17 protein-coding genes and 1 tRNA gene are annotated in these 18815 nt (G+C 68.4%); 8 read left to right on the plus strand and 10 right to left on the minus strand.

From position 1 onward, the window contains the following. The first annotated feature begins 49 nt into the window (after positions 1-49). The 4 genes from ASE31_RS11545 (at position 50) to ASE31_RS11560 (ending at position 4039) form a co-directional block, all read left to right on the plus strand. Positions 50-709, plus strand: a complete 660-nt coding sequence (locus ASE31_RS11545; protein WP_057201778.1) for a response regulator transcription factor — start codon at positions 50-52, stop codon at positions 707-709. Next, complete coding sequence (locus ASE31_RS11550; protein ID WP_057201779.1) at positions 706-2088, plus strand: ATP-binding protein; 1383 nt, start codon at positions 706-708, stop codon at positions 2086-2088. The genes ASE31_RS11545 and ASE31_RS11550 overlap by 4 nt, the downstream gene beginning before the upstream one ends. Positions 2089-2150: 62 nt before the next feature. After that, positions 2151-3146 carry a 2-dehydropantoate 2-reductase gene (locus tag ASE31_RS11555; RefSeq protein WP_057201780.1) on the plus strand — a complete coding sequence of 332 codons (996 nt, stop codon included), beginning with the start codon at positions 2151-2153 and terminating at the stop codon, positions 3144-3146. 95 nt (positions 3147-3241) lie between these two features. Further along, positions 3242-4039, plus strand: coding sequence for a hypothetical protein (locus ASE31_RS11560; RefSeq protein ID WP_057201781.1), 798 nt, complete (start codon positions 3242-3244; stop codon positions 4037-4039). Positions 4040-4055: 16 nt separating this feature from the next. Here ASE31_RS11560 and ASE31_RS11565 read toward each other — a convergent pair whose 3' ends face one another. Continuing rightward, positions 4056-4472 carry a hypothetical protein gene (locus tag ASE31_RS11565; protein ID WP_235514416.1) on the minus strand — a complete coding sequence of 139 codons (417 nt, stop codon included), beginning with the start codon at positions 4470-4472 and terminating at the stop codon, positions 4056-4058. A 360-nt stretch (positions 4473-4832) separates the two neighbouring features. Between ASE31_RS11565 and ASE31_RS11570 the strand changes: the two genes are divergently transcribed. After that, entirely contained in the window at positions 4833-5051 is a 219-nt protein-coding gene (locus ASE31_RS11570) for a DUF4287 domain-containing protein (RefSeq protein ID WP_057201783.1), read from the plus strand. 202 nt (positions 5052-5253) lie between these two features. Continuing rightward, entirely contained in the window at positions 5254-5859 is a 606-nt protein-coding gene (locus tag ASE31_RS11575; RefSeq protein ID WP_057201784.1) for a hypothetical protein, read from the plus strand. A 199-nt stretch (positions 5860-6058) separates the two neighbouring features. Here the strand turns inward: ASE31_RS11575 and ASE31_RS11580 are convergent, their stop codons facing one another. The 3 genes from ASE31_RS11580 to ASE31_RS11590 form a co-directional block, all read right to left on the minus strand. Beyond that, complete coding sequence (locus ASE31_RS11580) at positions 6059-6445, minus strand: hypothetical protein (RefSeq protein ID WP_057201785.1); 387 nt, start codon at positions 6443-6445, stop codon at positions 6059-6061. 121 nt (positions 6446-6566) lie between these two features. After that, on the minus strand, positions 6567-7004 hold the full coding sequence (locus ASE31_RS11585) for a zinc-ribbon domain containing protein (RefSeq protein WP_057201786.1): 438 nt from the start codon (positions 7002-7004) through the stop codon (positions 6567-6569). 148 nt (positions 7005-7152) lie between these two features. Continuing rightward, positions 7153-7647 (minus strand): Lrp/AsnC family transcriptional regulator, encoded by a 495-nt coding sequence (locus ASE31_RS11590; protein WP_057201787.1) that lies wholly within the window; start codon positions 7645-7647, stop codon positions 7153-7155. Positions 7648-7747: 100 nt separating this feature from the next. Here ASE31_RS11590 and ASE31_RS11595 point away from each other — a divergent pair, with 100 nt between their 5' ends. Both ASE31_RS11595 and ASE31_RS11600 read left to right on the plus strand, forming a co-directional pair. Beyond that, complete coding sequence (locus tag ASE31_RS11595) at positions 7748-8635, plus strand: DMT family transporter (RefSeq protein WP_057201788.1); 888 nt, start codon at positions 7748-7750, stop codon at positions 8633-8635. A gap of 100 nt (positions 8636-8735) precedes the next feature. Then, positions 8736-9173, plus strand: a complete 438-nt coding sequence (locus ASE31_RS11600) for a hypothetical protein (protein WP_157412451.1) — start codon at positions 8736-8738, stop codon at positions 9171-9173. A 153-nt stretch (positions 9174-9326) separates the two neighbouring features. Here ASE31_RS11600 and ASE31_RS11605 read toward each other — a convergent pair whose 3' ends face one another. From ASE31_RS11605 to ASE31_RS11630, 6 genes are all read right to left on the minus strand, one after another. Then, positions 9327-9659, minus strand: coding sequence for a YrhB domain-containing protein (locus tag ASE31_RS11605; RefSeq protein WP_057201790.1), 333 nt, complete (start codon positions 9657-9659; stop codon positions 9327-9329). A 98-nt stretch (positions 9660-9757) separates the two neighbouring features. Next, positions 9758-10303: a hypothetical protein gene (locus ASE31_RS11610; RefSeq protein WP_057201791.1), complete on the minus strand. Its 546-nt coding sequence runs from the start codon at positions 10301-10303 to the stop codon at positions 9758-9760. 97 nt (positions 10304-10400) lie between these two features. Then, on the minus strand, positions 10401-10838 hold the full coding sequence (locus ASE31_RS11615; protein WP_057201792.1) for a hypothetical protein: 438 nt from the start codon (positions 10836-10838) through the stop codon (positions 10401-10403). Positions 10839-11738: 900 nt separating this feature from the next. After that, positions 11739-11813: transfer RNA gene (locus tag ASE31_RS11620), tRNA-Arg, on the minus strand. 179 nt (positions 11814-11992) lie between these two features. Further along, positions 11993-16492: a translocation/assembly module TamB domain-containing protein gene (locus ASE31_RS11625; RefSeq protein WP_057201793.1), complete on the minus strand. Its 4500-nt coding sequence runs from the start codon at positions 16490-16492 to the stop codon at positions 11993-11995. Between the two features lie 59 nt (positions 16493-16551). Further along, positions 16552-18474, minus strand: a complete 1923-nt coding sequence (locus ASE31_RS11630) for an autotransporter assembly complex family protein (protein ID WP_057201794.1) — start codon at positions 18472-18474, stop codon at positions 16552-16554. Positions 18475-18815: the final 341 nt, after the last annotated feature.

Consider the following 18815-nt stretch of genomic DNA (forward strand, 5'->3'; position numbering starts at 1 on the left):
TGCTTCGGCAGCCCCTTGTCATTCATTCATTCGCTATGCTTGCCCCACCATGCGCCTGCTCCTCGTAGAAGACGACCCCATGATCGGCGAAGCCGTGCAGGACCTGTTGCGCGCCGAGCACTACGCCGTGGACTGGGTGCGCGATGGCGATGCCGCCGACACGGCCTTGCGCGCCAACGCCTATGACCTGGTGATGCTGGACCTGGGCCTGCCCAAGCGCGATGGCATCGCCGTGTTGCGCGACCTGCGCACGCGCAAGGACCGCACCCCAGTGCTGGTGGCCACCGCGCGCGATGCCGTGGCCCAGCGCATTGAGGGGCTCGACGCCGGGGCCGACGACTACGTACTCAAGCCCTACGACCTGGACGAACTGCTGGCCCGCATCCGCGCGCTGCTGCGCCGCGCCTCGGGCCGGGCCGAGCCGGTGTACGAGCACAAGGGCGTGAGCATCAACCCCAGCACGCGCGAGGCCAGCGTCAATGGCGTGCCCGTCGTGCTCTCGGGCCGCGAATGGGCTGTGCTGGAGCCCCTGCTCGCGCGCCCCGGCCTGGTGCTGTCGCGCCAGCAGCTCGAAGACAAGCTCTACGGCTGGGGCGACGAGGTCAGCAGCAACGCGGTGGAGGTGTATATCCACGGCCTGCGCAAGAAGCTCGGGCCCGACATCCTGCTCAATGTGCGCGGTGTCGGTTACCTGGTACCGAAGGCATGACGACGCAACCCAGGTCCTGGCCCACGGCACTGCAGTCCCTGCTGCCGCGCTCGCTGCGCGCGCAGTTGCTCATCTTCCTGCTCGCCGCCATTTTGCTCGCGGGCGCCGTGCAGGGCGTGCTGGCCTACCGCAGCGCGCTGGATGAGGCCGACTCGCTGTTCGACTACCACATGCAGCAGACCGCGCTGGCCCTGCGCTCGGGCCTGCCGCCCGACGCGCGCGAGCTGGGCCAGGGTCTCTCGGGTGAGGACGAGAACCACGAGTTCATCGTGCAGGTGTGGACCAACGAGGGCCTGCGCATCTTCGAATCGGCCGTGGGCGCCGCGCTGCCGCAGATCGCGGTGCTTGGCTTTGCCAACGTGCAGGCGCGCGGCGGCACCTACCGCGTGTTCTCGCTGCAGACGCGCTCGCAGGTCATCCAGGTGGCGCAGAACATGGCCGTGCGCAGCGGCATGGCGCGCACCCTGGCGCTGCGCACTCTGGCGCCGCTGGCGGTGATGGCGCCCCTGTTGGTACTGGCCGTGTGGTGGGGCGTGAGCCGCTCGCTGGCACCGGTGGAGCGCGTGCGCCGCCAGCTCGCGCGCCGCCAGGCCGACGACCTCTCGCCCGTGAGCGATGCTGCGCTGCCCGACGAGGTGCAGCCCCTGGTGACCGAGCTCAACCTGTTGTTCGAGCGGGTGCAGGGCGCCTTTGCCGCGCAGCAGCACTTCGTGGCCGATGCCGCGCACGAACTGCGCTCGCCCCTGGCCGCGCTGCGCCTGCAGCTGCAGGGCCTGCAGCGCGCCAGCGACGATGGTGCCCGCGCCGTCGCGGTGGAGCGCCTGTCCGCCGGCATCGACCGCGCCACGCGCCTGGTCGAGCAGTTGCTCACCCTGGCCCGGCAAGAGGCCAGCGCCGCCGGCTCCACCCCCACCGAGGCCGTGGACCTGCGCGCCGTGGCCCAGCTCGCCCTGGCCGACGTGGCCCCTGCCGCGCAGGCCCGCGACATGGACATGGGCCTGCTCGAATCCGACCCCGCCCCCGTGCCCGGCCGCCCCGAGGCCCTGCGCATGCTGGTGCGCAACCTGCTCGACAACGCCGTGAAGTACACGCCCCCAGGCGGCCAGGTGGACCTGCAGCTGCACCGTAAGGCCGGCAACGCCGTGGAGCTGGTGGTCGAAGACAGCGGCCCTGGCATCGCCCCCGAGCACCGCGAGCGCGTGATGCAGCGCTTCGTGCGCGAAGCCGCCGACAGCGCCCCCGGCAGCGGCCTGGGTCTGGCCATCGTGCAGGCTATTGCCCAGGCGCATGGCGCCAGCGTGGGGCTCGATGCATCGCCTCGGCTGGGCGGGCTGCGGGTGACGGTGCGGTTTGCTGGGGTGGTCACAAGCGTCGCATAGGCAGCAACGGCGGCGGCATCCTGGCCGCACAATGCGCCTCAACATCAAGGGGGCTGCATCGTATGAACTTCATCGTGTTGGGCGCAGGTGCCATTGGCTGCTACGTGGGTGGGCGCCTGGCCGCGCAGGGGCAACGCGTCTGCCTGGTCGGCCGCCCCCACGCCATGGAGCCCCTGGCGCGTGAGGGCCTTACCATCACCGACCTCGACGGCTACCGCGCGCACGTGCCCGCCGCGCAGCTGCGCCTGGCCGGCACGCTGGCAGAGGCTGCGCCGGGTCCAGATACGGTGGTGCTGCTCTGCGTGAAAAGCGGCGCCACCGAAAGCGCCGCGCGCGAGCTGGCTGCTGCGTGCGCGCCCGGCACGCCCGTCATCTCGCTGCAGAACGGCGTCGACAACGTCGCCCGCATAGCAGCCCAGGCCCCGGCGCTCCAGGCCCTGGCCGGCATGGTGCCCTACAACGTGGTGCTGCGCGGCGCCCAGGTGCACCGCGCCACGGCCGGCGCCATCCAGCTGCAGCGCGATGCCGCCACCGAGCCCGTGGCGGCAGTCTTCAACGCCGCCGGCCTGGCCACTGTTCTGCCTGACGACATTCGCGCCGTGCAGTGGGGCAAGCTGCTGCTCAACCTCAACAACCCGGTCAACGCCCTGTCCAACCTGCCCCTGCGCGACGAACTGCTCGACCGCGACTGCCGCCAAGTCTTCGCCGCCCTGCAGACCGAGGCCCTGGGCGTGATGGAACGCGCCGGCATCACCCCCGCCCAGGTCACCGCCGTCTCGCCCCGCATGCTGCCCAAGGTCATGCGCCTGCCCAACTGGCTGTTCACCCGCCTGGCCAGGCGCATGCTGCAGATCGACGCCACGGCCCGCTCCTCCATGTGGGACGACCTCGAAGCCGGCCGCGTGACCGAGATCGACGCCATCTGCGGCGCCGTGGTGCGGCTGGCGGCGCAGCATGGGGCACAGGCGCCGCTCAGTGCGCGCATGTGCGAGCTGTTGTCGGGGCCGAGGCTGCGGTTGACGGGAGTGGAGATGAAGCGGGCGCTGCGGCTGAGGTGAGCCCTCCCGGCAGGCGATGGGCCCGCCTGCCGCGCTGCGCTCCAGTCAGAGCGTTGTGCTGAAATGCATGCTGCCAGCACACCCCATTCCTGACCATGCGCAAATCCATACTTTTCGCCGCGACGCTTCTGGTGTCATCGCTACCCGCCCTTGCCGCGCCACCGCGCATGGACACGCTGGTGGTCGTCAGTCCATCAGACAACGGCGTGGCGCGCGCTTGTGCGCCTGACCAGCTCTGCGTCGAAATCGCTCCCTCCCAACCCGGCTGCGAAGGCCAATCGTGTACCACCGACGTGGGCCTGCAGTTGCCTGGCGGCCAACGTGATCCGGCCCAGGTGGCCTATCGGATGGCTGGCTTGGCATCCTCTGGCGACAATGCGTCCGTGGAGCCGTGGCCCAGGATCATCCGCTTCGAGGGCGGCTTCCTGGCGGGAGTACAGGCGCGCGAGAGCACCATGTACTCCGGCGGCGGGGCCAGTGCAACCACGCTGCACCTCATCGCCTTTGTGCCGGGCCAGCCACCGTTCGAGGTGCTGAGCGTTACGCAAAGCGGCAGCGCGACGATCCGGGCGTGTTTCAGCGAGCGTCACATGAAGCAGCGTGCCGGGGCCTGCCACGACGAATACGGCTTCGACGCCAGCCTTGCACTGGCGGGCGCATCCGCTGCGGGAGGCATGCCGGTGCTGCGCTATCGAAGCAAGGCGACCTCTTTTCCGGGGCGCGTGTCGCGCTCCAAAGACTCGCTGGCGGCGCGGCCTCTTCGGCAACGTGACCTTGTCACCGTGACCGATCCCCAATGCAGTTACCAGCGGTTGTACCGCTTCGCCCCGCAAGCCCGCGCTTACGTGCCGGATACCCCCGTGCCCGACTGCTCGAACTACACCGTGCCCTGACGCCCTGGGCGCGCGTTCACAGGCGGCTTGCGGGCCTGACTGCCAGTGCGACGATGGCGATACCGCCAGCGATGATCAACGCATCCTCGATCAGGCCGCTGCGCGTCTGGCCGATGTGTTTCATGGCGCTCTTTCTGGCACCGAGCGTGACGTAGGCCAGAGGCACCGCGGTGGCAACCGCTGCCAGCGCCCCGGCCTGCTCGCGGCCGCGCGGGGCCAGTGCCGCACCGGCAATGCCGGCGCTCATGACCCGCGCCAACAGGCCCAAGGCAACGGTCCTGTCAGGTGCCGTCTTCATCTTGTCGCCGGCCAACTCCCCGGCGCCCATCGCGAGCGCTCCATATTTGAACAAGGGGCGGTCCAGCAGTGCGAGACTGCCAGGCGTGGAGTGGCCCAGCAGCCTTGCTGCCGACAGCGTGGCCATCGGCGTCATGGAGCGGGCGCTGGCAACCGCCCCAATGAGCGCGGACCAGAGCAGACTTGGCGTTTTCATGTGTTTCCCATCGGTGATGCAGATGGGAAATCGTCGGGGGTAATCGATATGCCGGGGATTGCTTGAACTCGCGGACACCCGTAGGACAGTCTCGCGTGTCGCCGTACGGCTGCCCACGAAAGCTACGATGGCGGCGAGAGGCCGAGAGCATTCAACCAATCCATCCCAGTTTTTGGCAACGGCTTGTCGATATCCACCCCCTTCGTTCGTCGTAGCAACAGGAGGCCGCAGGAACAGGGGCGCATGGCACGCACCGTGTGTCCCGTCTGCCCCCATGCCCATCCACCAAGGAGCCCGCCCATGCCCGAGTCCAGCACCAACCCCGTCAAGGGCCCCGCCTCGTACTTCCCCTCCATCGAGGCCAAGTATGGCCAGCCCATCGGTCACTGGATGGACGTGCTGCGCGCGGCGGGCGCGCTCAAGCACATGGAGTACGTCGCCCTGCTCAAGACCGACCACGGCATGGGCCATGGGCACGCCAATGCGCTGGTGGCGGCGTTCCTGGCGCAGGGCCGGTAGCCGCTGCCCCACGCGGCAACGCATTGGCAGTGGACTGGACAGAATGTCCATTGCCAGGGCGTCGCGATTGCTTACTATCGAAACGGCCCCGGCGCGAAGTCCCGTGGCTTGATCATCGCTTGATCCCTCCTGCATTCTGCAGGCGCTGGAATGCGCCACCTGCCGTACCGGCCCACCCACCCCTCAACACGCAAAGCAACCCATGTCCATTTCCCTCTACCTGCTCATGCCCCTCAGCAAGCAGGCGTTCGAGAACCCGGCCAACACCCGGCGAGCAATCGATCTGCTGGTGCAGCAGGGCCTGGTGTCCCCTGACCAGGCCACCGATGTCTGGAGCTATCCCTACGACAGCGAGGAAGATGAGCACGGCGAGGAGCAGCTGCCGCACGCCACGCTGGGGGCGCTGCGCGATGCGCTCGACGGTATCCGCACCGATGAGATCAACTTCGATGCTGGTTTCAGCCAGTACAGCTCGGAGCACAAGGACGGCGAGGGCCAGGGCAAGCTGCCGGGCATCAACGCGCTGACGCAGCAGCTGCAGGACCACATGGCCGCGTTCTGCGAGCAAAACGACATCGACTACACCCTGGACGTGTACGGGCACGTGAGCATCGGCTTCATGAGCGCAGAGGGCGAAGACGGCCTGGGCGAGATCCGCGGCATCGGCGTGTTCTGCGACGGCAATGTCGCGCCCTTCATGGAAGATGCCGGCTACCTCGAAGCCGCAAAGACGCTGGAGATCTATGCCTTGTTCGAGAAGCTCGCGGCCATCTATGGTGAAGCGCCGACCCTGCAGTTCCGGGGCTGATTCAAAGAACAAGGGTGCAGTGCGGTTACCGTCGAGTTCAGTGCAACGCCGAACCAGCCAAGGGCCTCACGCGCGCAAGTGCTGCTTTGCTCAAGACCGACAGTGGCTTGGCTAAAGGCAATTGGCCTGCGGCCCTGGGTGGCCGGGATGCGATGGAGGCCACTGGCGGATTCGCTGTCGATGCACAGGTCCCTCGTGCCTAAGTGGGTGTATCGCTGAAGGGCTCCGCTGCTACCTGGTGCTCGTCCTCGTAGACGATGTAGCCGGGCCGCTTGGTCTTTAGGACATCCACCGGCACATCATGCTCGGCAAGCAAAGCGGACATGCGCCGCATCTGGCGAATATGCTCCACCGCAGAGTCCTTGAACCAACTCAAGGCCACCTTCTTGGCGTGTGGCCGGGCAGCCCGCGCGAAGCTGCTTGGCTGCTTCAGGTGGTGGCGGAACCAGTCCCGCAACTCCATGTAGATGTCCTGATGATGGCCTTGCAGGCGGCCTTCGGACTCCAGATCTGCCAGAGCCTGGAACAGGCCCTGGCGTCTTCCAGAGTCGTCATCATTTTTGTGAACTACAAAACGCGTGAACATCGTTGCGCGATTGTGCGTTCGGCCGAAGTCGGTGCCTGGCAAAAGGCCGAAGTCGGATAAGCAACCGGGTGCCGCAAAGCGGGGTCTGCCGCGCTCCCCATGCCAGGCGTCCCTGTCCGCATCAGCACTCGCGCCCCCGCAACAGGGCCAGCAACATATGGGTGTTGCCTTCGTCCCGGCTCCCGCCGTAGTCCACATGCTGCTGCAGAAGGCCGTGCCAGCGCCGCAGGAACGGGGTGTCGGCATTGCATTTGGCCCGGGCGGTCTGCCAGCGGTGCGCGCATGCCAGCAGTTCGGCCTCAATCTGCATCCGGGTGGCGAAGCACTCCGCGCACAGCACCCGGGCCTGCCAGATGTAGGCCTTTCGCGCTTCGTAAGCCTCACGCTGCTCCTGGCCGGTAAACACCGCCGCTTTCCTGCAGTGCCGGCAGGTGTAGTGGCGGTCGCTGTACTCGCGAGGGGGCGACTGGTAGGCATACGACTGCTTGCTGCTGTCGGACCAGTGCTCGGGTGCGGTGGGCACCGCCAAGATGTGCGGCGGTTGCTCTTTCTTTTCCATCAGATGGTGCTTCTACTTCTTTCGTTCAGGGCAGGTTAGCAGCTACAGCCCATTGCCCAAAGCCCTGTTGCGCGCCTGGCCCCACCTCCAGCGACAACTGCGCTGGTCAGCGCACAAGGGCTTAAATGTCGACGGCCGGGGCCGCCACTCAGGCGGCGCCACCCTCACCCGTGCCCAGCGGCACCTGCAACCCCGCCTTCAGACACCCCAGCGACACAGACGTGCGAAACCGCCGCACGTTGTCATCCCCCTCGAACAGCCGCCGCGTCAGCGCGTCATAGTCCGCCATCGATGCCACCGTCACCACCAGCAGGTAGTCCGCCTCGCCCGTCACGCAGTAGCACTGCTGCACGGCCGCCTCGCTGGCAATACGGGCGCGCAGCGGGGCGGTGCGGTCAGGGCGCTCGTTTTCCAGGTGCACTTCGACCATGATGGTCAGGGGCAGACCCACCTTTTCGGGATCGATCACGGCCACGTTGGCGCGGATCACGCCGGTCTGCGCGAGCCGCTGGATGCGCCGCTGCACGGCAGGAGCCGACAGATGCACGGCCTGCGCGATGGTGCGCTGAGGCGTGGTGTTGTCCTTTTGCAGGATGTCGAGGATGGCCAGGTCGAAGGTGTCCAAGGCGGGGGCGGCGGGCATGGCGGACCTTTCCAGCGGCAAAGGGTTGGTGAGCGAAAGTTGCGCGATAGGGCTGAAGTTAGAGCCAAAAGCACGCCATGATCGCACTATATTTTCAGCCATGTCCTCCCTGTTGATCCGCTACCAGCGTTTTGTTCCTTTTCTCGCCGTGCTCGGCGCCGTCACGGCCCTGGGCATTGGCACCTCGTGGGCCAAGCACTACCTGTTCCCTTTGGTGGGCGCGCAGGGCACCACGGCCGTGCGCGTGGGTTTCTCCGCGCTGCTGCTCTTGCTGCTGTGGCGGCCCTGGCGCTGGCAGCTGTCGCGCAAAGACCTGCGCGCCATCGTGCTCTACGGTGCCATGCTGGGCGCCACCAACCTCACGTTCTACATGTCGCTGCGCACACTGCCCTTCGGGCTGGCCGTGGCCATCGAGTTCTCGGGCCCACTGCTCATGGCCGTGCTGTCCTCGCGCCGCGCCATTGACTTCGTCTGGGTGGCCCTGGCCGTGGTGGGCCTGGGCATGCTGCTGCCCCTGGGCATGAACGGCAGCACCCTCGACCCCACGGGCGTGGCCTATGCGCTGGCGGCCGCCACCTTCTGGGCGCTGTACATCGTGTTCGGCAAGCGCGTGGGGCACCTGCACGCCGGGCATTCGGTGTCGCTGGGCCTCTTGGCCGCAGCCGTGGTGGTGGTGCCCGTGGGCGTGGTGCATGCCGGCACCGCGCTGCTGTCGCCCTACGTGCTGCTGGTGGGCGTGGCAGTGGCGGCCGTGTCCAGCGCCTTCCCCATCTCGCTGGAGATGATGGCCTTGAAGCGCCTGCCCAAGGAGGCCTTCGGCATCATGATCAGCATGGAGCCCGCCGTGGCGGCACTGCTGGCCCTGGTGCTGCTGGGCGAGTACCTGACGTTCAACCAGTGGCTGGCCATCTGCCTGATCATGTCGGCGTCGATGGGGACGGCCATGACGGCGCGGCGCGCCGAGCAGGGGAAGTTGCAGCAGGCATAGTGGTGGTGGGTTAGGTGGGGCTCCGCGTGCGTGCTGCAGAATCCGGCCACCAACCCGAGCGCACGAAGGTCTTGCGTGCAGCCACTTCCAGGAGAACCCAGTGACCACAACGAATGGCATGACCCGGCTTGTTCCTCGGGCTCTGCGGGCTGCAGGCTTGTGCACCGGCCTGGCGGGCTCGGCGCTGGTTCTGTTCGCGAGCGTGCCCTTGATCGGATGCGCACCCCCGGACGCCCCGGTGGCGGTGATGGACTCAGGAAAGATCCTGGAGGTGAGGAACTGCCCACCCTCGAACCCAAAGTATGAATTTGAATGCCTTGGCCTGGAGTGTCAGAAGACACTGTATGAGCGGGGAACGATTCCGGCTGGTGCACGTATCGTCGCGACCCAGGGTACTCATACCTCCGACATGGCTGGAAAGACCTGGCATCAGGTGAAGTTTCCACAGGGCGACGGTTTCGGGTACGCGGAGTGCGAAATGCAGGGCAAGGACGTGATAGCCGCGCACGGGCTGAGGTCACGCGACCAAAAATGGTAAAGACCGCGTAGCTGCAGCCAAGCATGCAGGGTGAGCTTTTCGCCTGGCGGCCCATCCCAACCGGCTCCCCCCGCTACGAGGCAGGTGATAGGCCGCTCATGCAAAGAGTTAGATCCCAACTCCATCCGCATGCCGTGGAGGACTTGTGGACGGCTAGAGCGGACGTCGAACCCCCTTGCGAAATTCCTCAACATAGTACTCAACGGGATGTGCGGTTCCGCACGAATAGAGCTTGCAGGTCGTTCTATCCACGATCACAGGCGCATTGCCTGCAAGGGAGTGAAGGAAATCACCCGTCTTCACGTATTCAGCCGAATCGTAGAAGTAGACCCATCCGAAGTCGTGCTCGTCGATGCTCGTTATGGCCAACTGATGGGGTGGGCGGTTGGCGTTCACCGGCAACGCAGATCCGAAGTTGTCCATTGCTTGCTCCAAGCGCCGCAGGTACGCCTGCACGGCTTCGTCAGCGGTGTGTTGGGTGGTCATGAAGTGGCTCGCATCCTGGGTCGGAGACCCCGTGTTGGAACAGATCTACGCGGTAAGTCGTCTGCCTGGATGACCGGTTGTCGCCGATTGCACCCCACTTACTTCGGCACGCAGGCCGCGTATGGGGCCTTGGGGTCTTGCATATCGGCTGCAGAAGACGCCATGCTGAACGGCTTGGCAAACTGCTTGGCGCCCTTGGCGCCCTTGTCGCGGGCAGCGCGCGAGCGCAAGTCATCGACCGGCACCCAGCGGCCGTCTTCATAGACAAAGTTCAGCATGTACATGAATCGGCTCGAATCCCACAGGCCATCGCCTGCGGTGACCTTGAGCTGCCGGGCGGCCTCTTCCCCAGGGGCTTTGACGTGGGCGACGACCTCGGTGATTTCGATGAAGGCAGAAAAGGGCCGGATCAGCGAGTCGGTCTTCTTCACGTCGTAACGCACCTCGATGGGCAGGCGCGCCGTCTTGATCCAGGACTTCAGCCCCTCGCTGAACTGCACTTCGGTGGCGGGCTTGGCTGCATAGAACGCTTTGCAGTTGGCGACCAGCGTCTTGAATTCGGCCACCGCATCGGACGCGGCCCAAGCCTGTGCACCGCCGAGGGCCAGCAGGGTTGCGACAAGCAGGGGGTTTGCAGATTTCATGGTAGGAAGTTCCGTTGCTTGGGGCTGTTGGTGGGGTGGGGGTGCGCATGGCGCCAGGCGCCGTGGCCCTGTGGGTGCTCCCCTGCTGACATCACAATTATCGGCAGCGCTTACGGCGTTCACGATGGGTCTGCAGGTCGTCTGACATCGACTTGCTCCTGCCCGCGCCGAAGAGAGCCACCCATCCGGTGAACAGGGCAAGCCCGCCGACAAGAAGAATCGCGGTGAGATCCATGCCTGCCAGCACCATCCCGAAGGCCGCTGCGCCAAGGGCCAGGGCAATGCCCCCCAGCACCAGGCGCCTCGCCCACAGGTACGTGCCGTACATGGCACGCTCCGCGCCCGAGACAGGCTCGCTGGTGCCCTGGTTGTCTTCGTAGAACGCCTGCCAGAAGACCCAGAAAATCACGGGCGGCAGCAGCAGCAGGACGATGATGCCCCGCTGCGCATACACCAGCGCCCAGGCACAGAACGCAATCAGGGCAATGCCTACAGCCACGAGAACCCAGCGCTCGATGATTTCCCAACGCTCCATGCCTTCTCCCGATAAATGAATGGATGGCTGGGCCCATGCGTGTCCGCTGCCGGCTCTGGCCGATGGCTGCCATCGTAGCAGCGGGGCCCAAGGCACATGCTTGCAGGCCATGGGTGGGGCGGGCCGGCCTTGGCATTGATCGCTGGCAGCAGCCTCAAGTGCAGGCTCGCGCGTTGCACCAGTCCGGGTACTCCACCTCGAAGGTATCGCCCTTGCGCCGCAGCACCATCCAGATCTGTCGTCGCATCGGCGGTTCTCCCTCTCACGTGTCTTGTCCAGTGGCTGGCGCAGCCTTGGCCGCCGGTGGCCGTGGTGGCTCGGTGGCTCGGTGGCTCAAGTCTAGTGCGCCGTTTCGCCAACCGGTACCACTTATATGGCCGGTGGATATCGCGACATGGCAAGGCGCCAACCGCAGCGGTAGCCCGTGCCATAGCGGGAATGGTTCAGGCCATCGCGGCGGGGCCCGTTGCGCTGCTGACAATGCATCCATCCGGGTCGGTTCTCCGGCAGGTGCCTGTAGGACAACAGGGGCTGCAAGGCGTTGGCCTGCTGCCCCTCCCCGGGGCCCGTACTCCTACACCTTGCGCGCACACATCTCGCCATAGTGGAGGTGCCGCTTTCATGGTGCGGTGCCACGTGGGCAGACGTGGCCGGATAGGCGCCCAGTATCTGCGGGGTACTCCAGCCGGCCTATCTTTTGCCCGCCCTTCGGGGCGGGCATTTTTTACCGGTTCGGCTGGCGGCTGTGGAGCCACGGCCTGCGGTTCAGATGCTGGGCGTGCTGTGAAGGCAGTCCGCAGCGAGGCGGCTGGGGGGAGATGTAGTCGATGGTGCCGTGCCCCCGGCATGTCCCCAGAGCCTGTGACGCGCTTGCAAATCATTGATTTGCAAGGCCTGGGGTGGTCCCCTCGACAGGAATCGAACCTGTATCTAGCGCTTAGGAGGCACTCGTTCTATCCATTGAACTACGAGGAGGACGCAGCGGGCGATTGTAGGGGCTGCGCGGGTGCTCTTGCGGCAAGGACGGGTTTTCGCGCTGACTGCCCCCGCATGCGGCTTTGCGTTGAGCCGCATGGCTAGGCGGGAAGCCGCAGACAGTGCTGTAGCACGGCAAGGCGAACCAACGACGCCAGGCGGTTGAACGCAATGCCGCATCAGTCGTACTTCAGCGTATAGATGATGTCCACCGCACTCTGCGCCCCCGTCTGCCCGCGCAGGGTGAGCCGGCGCGATAGGTCATAAAAGATGTACAGCGTGCCCAGCGTGCCCGACAGGCTGCGCTCGTACGTCACATACAGGTCGGTGGACAGGCGCTTGCCGAAGGTCAGGGCCGCGCCGGTGGCGTCGTCGCCCGAGCCGGGGCCCTTGAAGCCGATCTCGTCCAGGCCCAGGCGGCTGGCGACGTTGGCGGTGCCGCCGCCGCCCTTGCGGCCTAGCAGGGCCAGGGCGGCCTGCTGCAGCACGGCGGCTTCGGCGCCGCCGGCCGCGGCGTCGCGGCCCAGAACCACCCACGAGAGTTTTTCGGCGTCGGGCAGGTCGGGGTCCGAATACAGGCGCACGCGCGGTGCCAGGGCCGAGCCGCTGACCTGCACGCCGGCGCGCACGCTGATGTTGGGGCGCAGCGCCAAAATGTCGAGCGAGGGGTTGTTGTACGGGCCGCTGAAGCGGATGAGCCCCGTCTCCACGTCCAGCACCTGGCCCCAGGCGCGGTAGCGGCCCTGCTCGGTGCGCACCTCGCCGATCACGCGCGGGGGCGCGCCGGGCACGGAGCTGCTGCGGATGTCGAGTTCGCCTGTCAGGCGCGTGGTGATGCCCTGGCCCTGCAGCGCAAAGTCGCGCCCCAGGTTCAGCGTGATGGCGATGTCGGGCGGCTTGGCCGTGGTGGGTGTGGTGCCGGTGGCGGGCTGCGCGGCGGCCTGCGTCGCCTTGGCCACGGCCTGGGCCTTGGCCTGGGCCTCGCGGTCCTTGGCGGCGGATCGCACCACCACGTCGCTGCCCAGGCTGGGCGCGGTCTCGTCGGGCAGGATGATGGTGGCGCGGTCGGTGGTCAGCTGCCCGCGCACGCTGAACTGGCCCTGCTGCAACTGCGCCTGCACCTTGCCCGACACGCTGACCTGCCGGTCGGCCCGGCCCAGCACCTGCAGGGCCTTGGCCTCGGCCTGAAAACTCATGGCCAGGCCCGACATGCCACTGTTGTTGTTGGCTGCCGCATCGCCCCAGGTCACACGGCCCGTGCCGGTGAGGCTGCCACCGTCCTGCGGGGCCGCCGTGCGGTTGCCGCTGTAGCCGGGGATGCGCGCCTTGCTGCCGCTGCCGCCCTTCAAGCGAAACTCGGTGATATCGAGCTGGTTGCCGTTGAGCGCGGCGCGCAGGCGCCCGCCCTGCAGATCCACCCCGTCGAGCACGGAGCGCACGGCCAGCTCGTCGGCCCCCAGCGTGCCGGCCCAGCGCGGCGCGGCGCGGGTACCCGACAAGGTGGCGTTGGCATCCAGCGTGCCGCGCACGCGCCAGCCCGGCGGCGCCAGGGCCGACCACACGCCCACGTCGGGCAGGCGAGCGCGCAGGGTGGCGGCCAGCGGTGCGTCGGGCGCCAGCGTGGTCTGTGCCAGGGTGCTGCCCAGGGTGAGGCGGGTGCTGGCCGTGGCGTCCACCTCGCCGGCGCGGTCGCTGGCCCACACCAGCTTGGCGCGCAGGGCATCGCCCTCAGCCTCCAGGCTCAGCTCGGCCTGGCGCACGCCGGCATTGCTGCCGCTGCCGGGCTCTTCGGTCACGGTGGCCTTGGGGCTGCCCGCGCCGGTGCCCTGGCCGCTGCTCTGCACGGTGGTGATGGCGGCCGAGTCCACCGCCAGAATGCGCAGGTCGCCCGAGGCGCGGCGCACGCTGGCGCTGGCGCGCAGGGGGCCGTTGCTGGTGTCCACGTTCCACTGCCCGTCAAACACGATGTTGCCCGCCAGGCCCAGGCGGGCCAGCAGGGGCTGGGCCGGCTTGCCGGCGGCATCGCTGCCGCCGCCAAGCGCATCGACCCAGGCCATGGGCAGGCCCTGCAGGCTGCCCTGCGTCTGCAGGCGCAGCGGGCTGCCGCCGCCACCGGCGTAGGTGATGGGCTGCCAGCGCAGCGTGGCGGTGCCCGGCACTGGCCCGGTGATGCGCGCCTGGCCGGCCGATGCCTGCACCGACAGGGCGGCGCTGGTGGCCGTGGTGGTGCCCGATGCCGTAGCAGCAGGGGCTGGCGTGGCCGCACCCATGCGCAGCTTCACGGTCACCGGCTCGGCCAACTGCACGGCCCAGGGGCCGGGCAGTTGCGTGTCCTGCGCTTGCAGGCGCAACTCGGTCACCTGGGCCTGCCATTCGTTGGCGCCGCCCATGCCGCCCGACAGGCGCGTGCGCACCGTGGCGCGCTGCGTGCCGGTGCGGGCCTCGCCATCCAGCGCCAGCGTGGCCTGGGCGAGCGAGCCCGCCACCTCGGCATTCACCCCGCGCAGCTGGATCGCGGACATGGGGCTTGCACCCCCTGCAGTGCCCTTGCCCGGTGGCAGGGCCACGTCGAGCTGGGGTGCGTTCACGCGGGCCTGCAGGGTGAAGTTGTTCGCGGCGTCCTTGCCGCCTGCGGGCAGGGCCTTGCCGGCCGCCAGGGCCTCGACCTGGCGCTGAGCGGTCTGCCAGCCGCCCGTCCAGCGCGCATTGATCTGTGCCTGGCCCTTGGCCGTGGCGCCCTTGGTTGCATCCGCCATGCCCGGCAGGCTGGCCAGCCAGGCCTGCGTGCGCTCGGCATCGCTCAGTTGCACCTGCAACTCGCCCGCGCCCTTGGTGGGTGCTATCTGCCCATTGGCGCTGGCCGAGGCGCCCGGTACCGTGGCGCGCAGCTGGCCCTGGGCCGATTGTTCGCCAATGGCCACGCGCAGCTGCGTGGCCTCGACCTTGGCCTGCAGGGCGTCGAGCAGCAGGCGGTCCAGCTGCACCGTGCCGCCACCCGTCTGCGCCAGGTACTGGCCCTGCGCGGTGAAGACGTTGATGCGCAGCAGCGGGGCGCCTTTCTTGCCCGCAGCCTGCACGGGGGCTTGCGCAGGGGCCGTGCCCGTGGCGCGGATGTCTGCCGTAAAGCGCACGGCCTGGTCGGCCTGGCCCTGGGCCGTGATGCGCCCGCCCAGCGGTGCCGCCGCCAGCGCGGTGTGCAGCGCGTCAGGCCGCAGGTTGCGCAGCTCGGCCTGGCCCTCGGCCGCGCCGGTGGCAGGGGTGAACTGGCCCTTCAGCGCAATGGTGCCAGCCGCCTTGCCCGTGCCGATGGTGGCGGTGGCCGCAGGCACATCCCAGCGCGCGCCGTCAAAGCCCGCGAGGGCCTGCAGCGCGGCCAGGGGCAGGTGTTTGGTGTCCCACGGGCCGGGCAAGTCGTTGCGCAGGTCGGCCTCGATGTTCCAGCCCATGCCGGCGAGTGAGGGCGTCGCAGCGGGCGAGGTGGGTGTGGATGCCGGGGCCGGGGGTGCGGCAGGGGCGCCAGGGGCAGCAGCAGTGGCCGCCACCGGGTCCACCTGCACCGTGCCATGCAGCAGCGTGCGCGGCGCCTGGGGCCACAGGGCCGCCAGGTCCAACGCCTTGAGGGTGGCCTGTGCCTGCTTGAGCGGCTGGGGCACCCAGGGCAGGATGGTGGCCTGCACATCGGCCTGCATGGGCTCGGTGGGGGCGCTTGCCTTGGCGGGAGTTGCGGGCGCGTTCTTGCGCGGTGCAGCGAGGGGTGCCGATGCCGACGAGGCCGCGACCTGGGCCGCCACCGCCACCGGCTGCAGCCGCGCGGCCAGCTCCAACTGCGCCGCCGCCGTGGCCAGCGTGCCCTGCAGCGTGGCATGCGCGCCCACCTGCAGCGGGTTGCCGCCGCCCGGGGGCGTGGTCTGCACCGTGCCGTCCACCGTGGCGTCGATGGCCATGGGGGCCTGGGCCTGCAGCTTCACGCGGGCGCTGTAGCGGCCCTGGGCCAGCTCCACGTTGTCGATCTTTAGGTGGTGCTCGCTGCCGTCGTAGCGGTAGTCACCGGCCAGGTTCTGGGCCTGCACGGCGGGCCGGCCGGCCCGCCCTTCCTGCTGCGGCGGTTTGCCGGCCAGGCTGATCTGCTGCTCGGGCGAGCCCGCCCACTCCAGGCTGTCCACCTTGAAGGGCACGCTCACCTGCACCGGCAGCACCAACTGCTCCAGCGGTTTCAGGGGCTCGGTGCTGCTGGGCGCCGTGGCCTGCGGGGTGATGCGCACACGAGCGGCATGCACCTCGCCCAGCTCCACCTTGCGGCTGAGCAGCGGGGCCAGTTGCCAGCCGATGCGCGCTCCGTCTACCTCCACCACCATGGCCGGGCTGCTCCAGCGCAGCCAGCCAATGCTGCCGCCCGCGCGCAGCGATCCGCTCACGTCGCGGCTCTCCAGCTTCTGGTCCGCCGGCAAATACTGCGCGGCCCGCGCCAGCGCCAGGGCCAGCGATGTGTTGCTGCCCGCCCACCACCACGCGCCCCCGCCCACGGCCAGCACCAGCGCCAGCAGGCCCAGCACCAGCCAGGCCAGCAGCCGCAGCCAGCTGCGGCGCCTGCGCGGCGGTGGCGGCGGTGCCGACGACCCGGCGCTGAAATCGGGCGAGCGGTTGGCAGTGGCGGAGGAAGGCAGGTTGCGTGCGGACATCAATCAATCGGTCAGAGGATCAGGCGGGCGGTGAGGGGTAAAAAAAGACGAGGGTCCGGTCAGAAGCTGAAGCCCAGCCGCAGGTGCAACCGCAGCTCCTTGGCCTGCACTCCATAGGCCAGGTCGGCTTGCAGCGGGCCCACCGGGCTGCGCCAGCGCACACCGGCACCCACGCCCACGCGCGGGTCCAGGTCGCCCACCTTGTCGGCCACGGCGCCGGCATCCACGAACAGGGTACTTTCCCAGTCCGTCATGCTGCCCTTGTAGACGATGGGGCGCTGCCACTCCAGGCTGCCCACGGCCATGTAGCGCCCGCCGTAGAGCTGGCCGTTGTCGGTGCGCGCACCGATCTTGCGGTAACCATAGCCGCGCACCGTGGTGTCGCCACCGGTCAAAAAGAGCTGCGTCACAGGCAACTGCGCGCCTTCGCGTGCAAACACCGCCCCGCCCTCGGCCCGAACCGACAGCCGCGCTGCGCGCGATGCACCGTCGTCTGCCTCCACACGCCCCGCGGCGATGAAGCTCTGCCAGCGCAGCAGCGTGCGCACAAAGGGGTCGCGTTCGGGCGTGAGCGTGGTGCCCACGCCCAGCTCTGCCGCAATGCCGTGGCCGCGCGTGGGGGCGGTGCTGTTGTTGAAGTAGCGGCCCGTCCAGCCGTAGTTGATGCTCAACGCCGTGCCCGAGGGCGGGGCGTTCAGCCCCTGGCTCTTGGCATAGTCGTACTGCAAAAAGTAGTTGCGGTCGATGTTCTTGGTGCTCTTGCTGCGGCCGCTGCGCAGCCGGGCGCTGTTGGTCTCGTAGTCGCCTGTGTCCTCGCGCTGCACCTGGCCGCCGGCAAACCAGCGCCAGCCGTTCTCGCCGGGCAGGTCGGTCCACTCGGTGCTGAGCAGCTTGTTCTTGCGGTCGAGCGACAGCTTGCTCACCGCGCGCCAGCCCAGCAAGGGCATCTGGTTGTGGATGTGGTCAATCGTCAGGCGCGGCCCGCTGTCGGTCGACAGGCCGGCACCAAACACCACCTTCTGCAACTGCGCCTCGCGCACCTGGGCCACCACCGGCACGGCCAGCGGGTCGGTGCCCTCGGTGTCCAGCGTCAAAAACACCGCGTCGTAGTACCCGCTGCTGGCCAGGCGCAGTTGCGCATCCAGCAGCTCCGTCTCGTCGTAGATCGCGCCCGTGGGCAGGCGCGCCAGGCGGCGCGCGCCATCGGGGTCGTAGCGCTGGTTGCCGTCCACCCGCAGCGGGCCAAAGCGGTACAGCGGGCCCGTGTCGTAGGCCACGCTCAGGTTCGCCTCGTGCTTGTCGGCATCCACCTCGGCACGGCTGTTGGTGATGCGCGCCGTGGGGTAGCGGCGCACCTGCAGTTGGCGCAGGCCATCGTTCTTGGCACCGTCCCACGCCGACTGGGTGAACGCCTTGCCCGGCGGCAGCCCCCACCCGTTCTGCACCCGCCGCAGCTGGCGCGCGCGGCCCTCTCCGTCCTGCGCGTTGCTCACCGCCTCGGCAAAGGTGATGTCGGCCTTGGCAATGTGCGTCTGCGGCCCCGGGTCCACCGTGATCACCACCGTGCGCGGCGCCAGTTTCGCGTCGGGCGTCTCGGTCAGCTCCACCGTGATGGTGGGTGCAAAGTAGCCCAGCGTGCCCAGCAGCTCGCGCGCATTGGCATCGGCCGCGCCCAGCAGGCGCTGCAGCTCGCTGGCCTGCAGGTCGGGCAACTGGCGAAAGCGCTGCAGCTCCAGGTGCCGCTCCAGCGTCTCGCGCACCGAGTCCGGCCCGCGCACCTCCACCGCAAACGAGGGGCTGCCATCGCTGTCCGCCTCGATGGGGCTCGACGCCGCATCGCGCGGCGCCTCTTCGCCCCCCCGCCCGGGCAGCAGGCTGCAGCCCTGCAGCAGCAACGACGAGGCGGCACTGAAAAGCAGCAACGCCGACCATCGGGCCGGCGTTGAAAAAAGGGCAGTGTGCGAGAGGGGGCTACGGGACACGGCAGGCGGCTTTGGTTGGGATGAACGGGGGCATGGTACGGCACGGTGCACACACGGCAGGCACAGCGGCACCGTGGGGTGCAAAGGCATGCACAGGGCGCAGGGGGCCTGCCAGCGATGCCACACTATCGCCGCAAAACCCGCGTTTCCTTGTAAGACAGATTCCCGCAGCGTATCGGGGTGTGTCCGGGGACGCCGGCGGCTGCTGTGCGCATGCGCCCCGGGGCGCACCGCTCAGAGGCTGGGAATTTCTTGGCCGTGACCGAAGTGCGCGTCACAACGCCTCGGATCTAGGCGCAAAGCACAGCCATAGCTCGGGCTATGGCGAGCATTTGCAACGA

Origin of the sequence: Acidovorax sp. Root217 (genome assembly GCF_001428645.1) — a bacterium.
Classification (GTDB): Bacteria; Pseudomonadota; Gammaproteobacteria; order Burkholderiales; family Burkholderiaceae_C; genus Acidovorax.

Coding starts and splice junctions, on each gene's coding strand:
- ASE31_RS11545 (WP_057201778.1), top strand. CDS start 50: ATGCGCCTGCTCCTCGTAGAAGACGACCCCATGATCGGCGAAGCCGTG.
- ASE31_RS11550 (WP_057201779.1), top strand. CDS start 706: ATGACGACGCAACCCAGGTCCTGGCCCACGGCACTGCAGTCCCTGCTG.
- ASE31_RS11555 (WP_057201780.1), top strand. CDS start 2,151: ATGAACTTCATCGTGTTGGGCGCAGGTGCCATTGGCTGCTACGTGGGT.
- ASE31_RS11560 (WP_057201781.1), top strand. CDS start 3,242: ATGCGCAAATCCATACTTTTCGCCGCGACGCTTCTGGTGTCATCGCTA.
- ASE31_RS11565 (WP_235514416.1), bottom strand. CDS start 4,472: ATGACGCCGATGGCCACGCTGTCGGCAGCAAGGCTGCTGGGCCACTCC.
- ASE31_RS11570 (WP_057201783.1), top strand. CDS start 4,833: ATGCCCGAGTCCAGCACCAACCCCGTCAAGGGCCCCGCCTCGTACTTC.
- ASE31_RS11575 (WP_057201784.1), top strand. CDS start 5,254: ATGTCCATTTCCCTCTACCTGCTCATGCCCCTCAGCAAGCAGGCGTTC.
- ASE31_RS11580 (WP_057201785.1), bottom strand. CDS start 6,445: ATGTTCACGCGTTTTGTAGTTCACAAAAATGATGACGACTCTGGAAGA.
- ASE31_RS11585 (WP_057201786.1), bottom strand. CDS start 7,004: ATGGAAAAGAAAGAGCAACCGCCGCACATCTTGGCGGTGCCCACCGCA.
- ASE31_RS11590 (WP_057201787.1), bottom strand. CDS start 7,647: ATGCCCGCCGCCCCCGCCTTGGACACCTTCGACCTGGCCATCCTCGAC.
- ASE31_RS11595 (WP_057201788.1), top strand. CDS start 7,748: ATGTCCTCCCTGTTGATCCGCTACCAGCGTTTTGTTCCTTTTCTCGCC.
- ASE31_RS11605 (WP_057201790.1), bottom strand. CDS start 9,659: ATGACCACCCAACACACCGCTGACGAAGCCGTGCAGGCGTACCTGCGG.
- ASE31_RS11610 (WP_057201791.1), bottom strand. CDS start 10,303: ATGAAATCTGCAAACCCCCTGCTTGTCGCAACCCTGCTGGCCCTCGGC.
- ASE31_RS11615 (WP_057201792.1), bottom strand. CDS start 10,838: ATGGAGCGTTGGGAAATCATCGAGCGCTGGGTTCTCGTGGCTGTAGGC.
- ASE31_RS11625 (WP_057201793.1), bottom strand. CDS start 16,492: ATGTCCGCACGCAACCTGCCTTCCTCCGCCACTGCCAACCGCTCGCCC.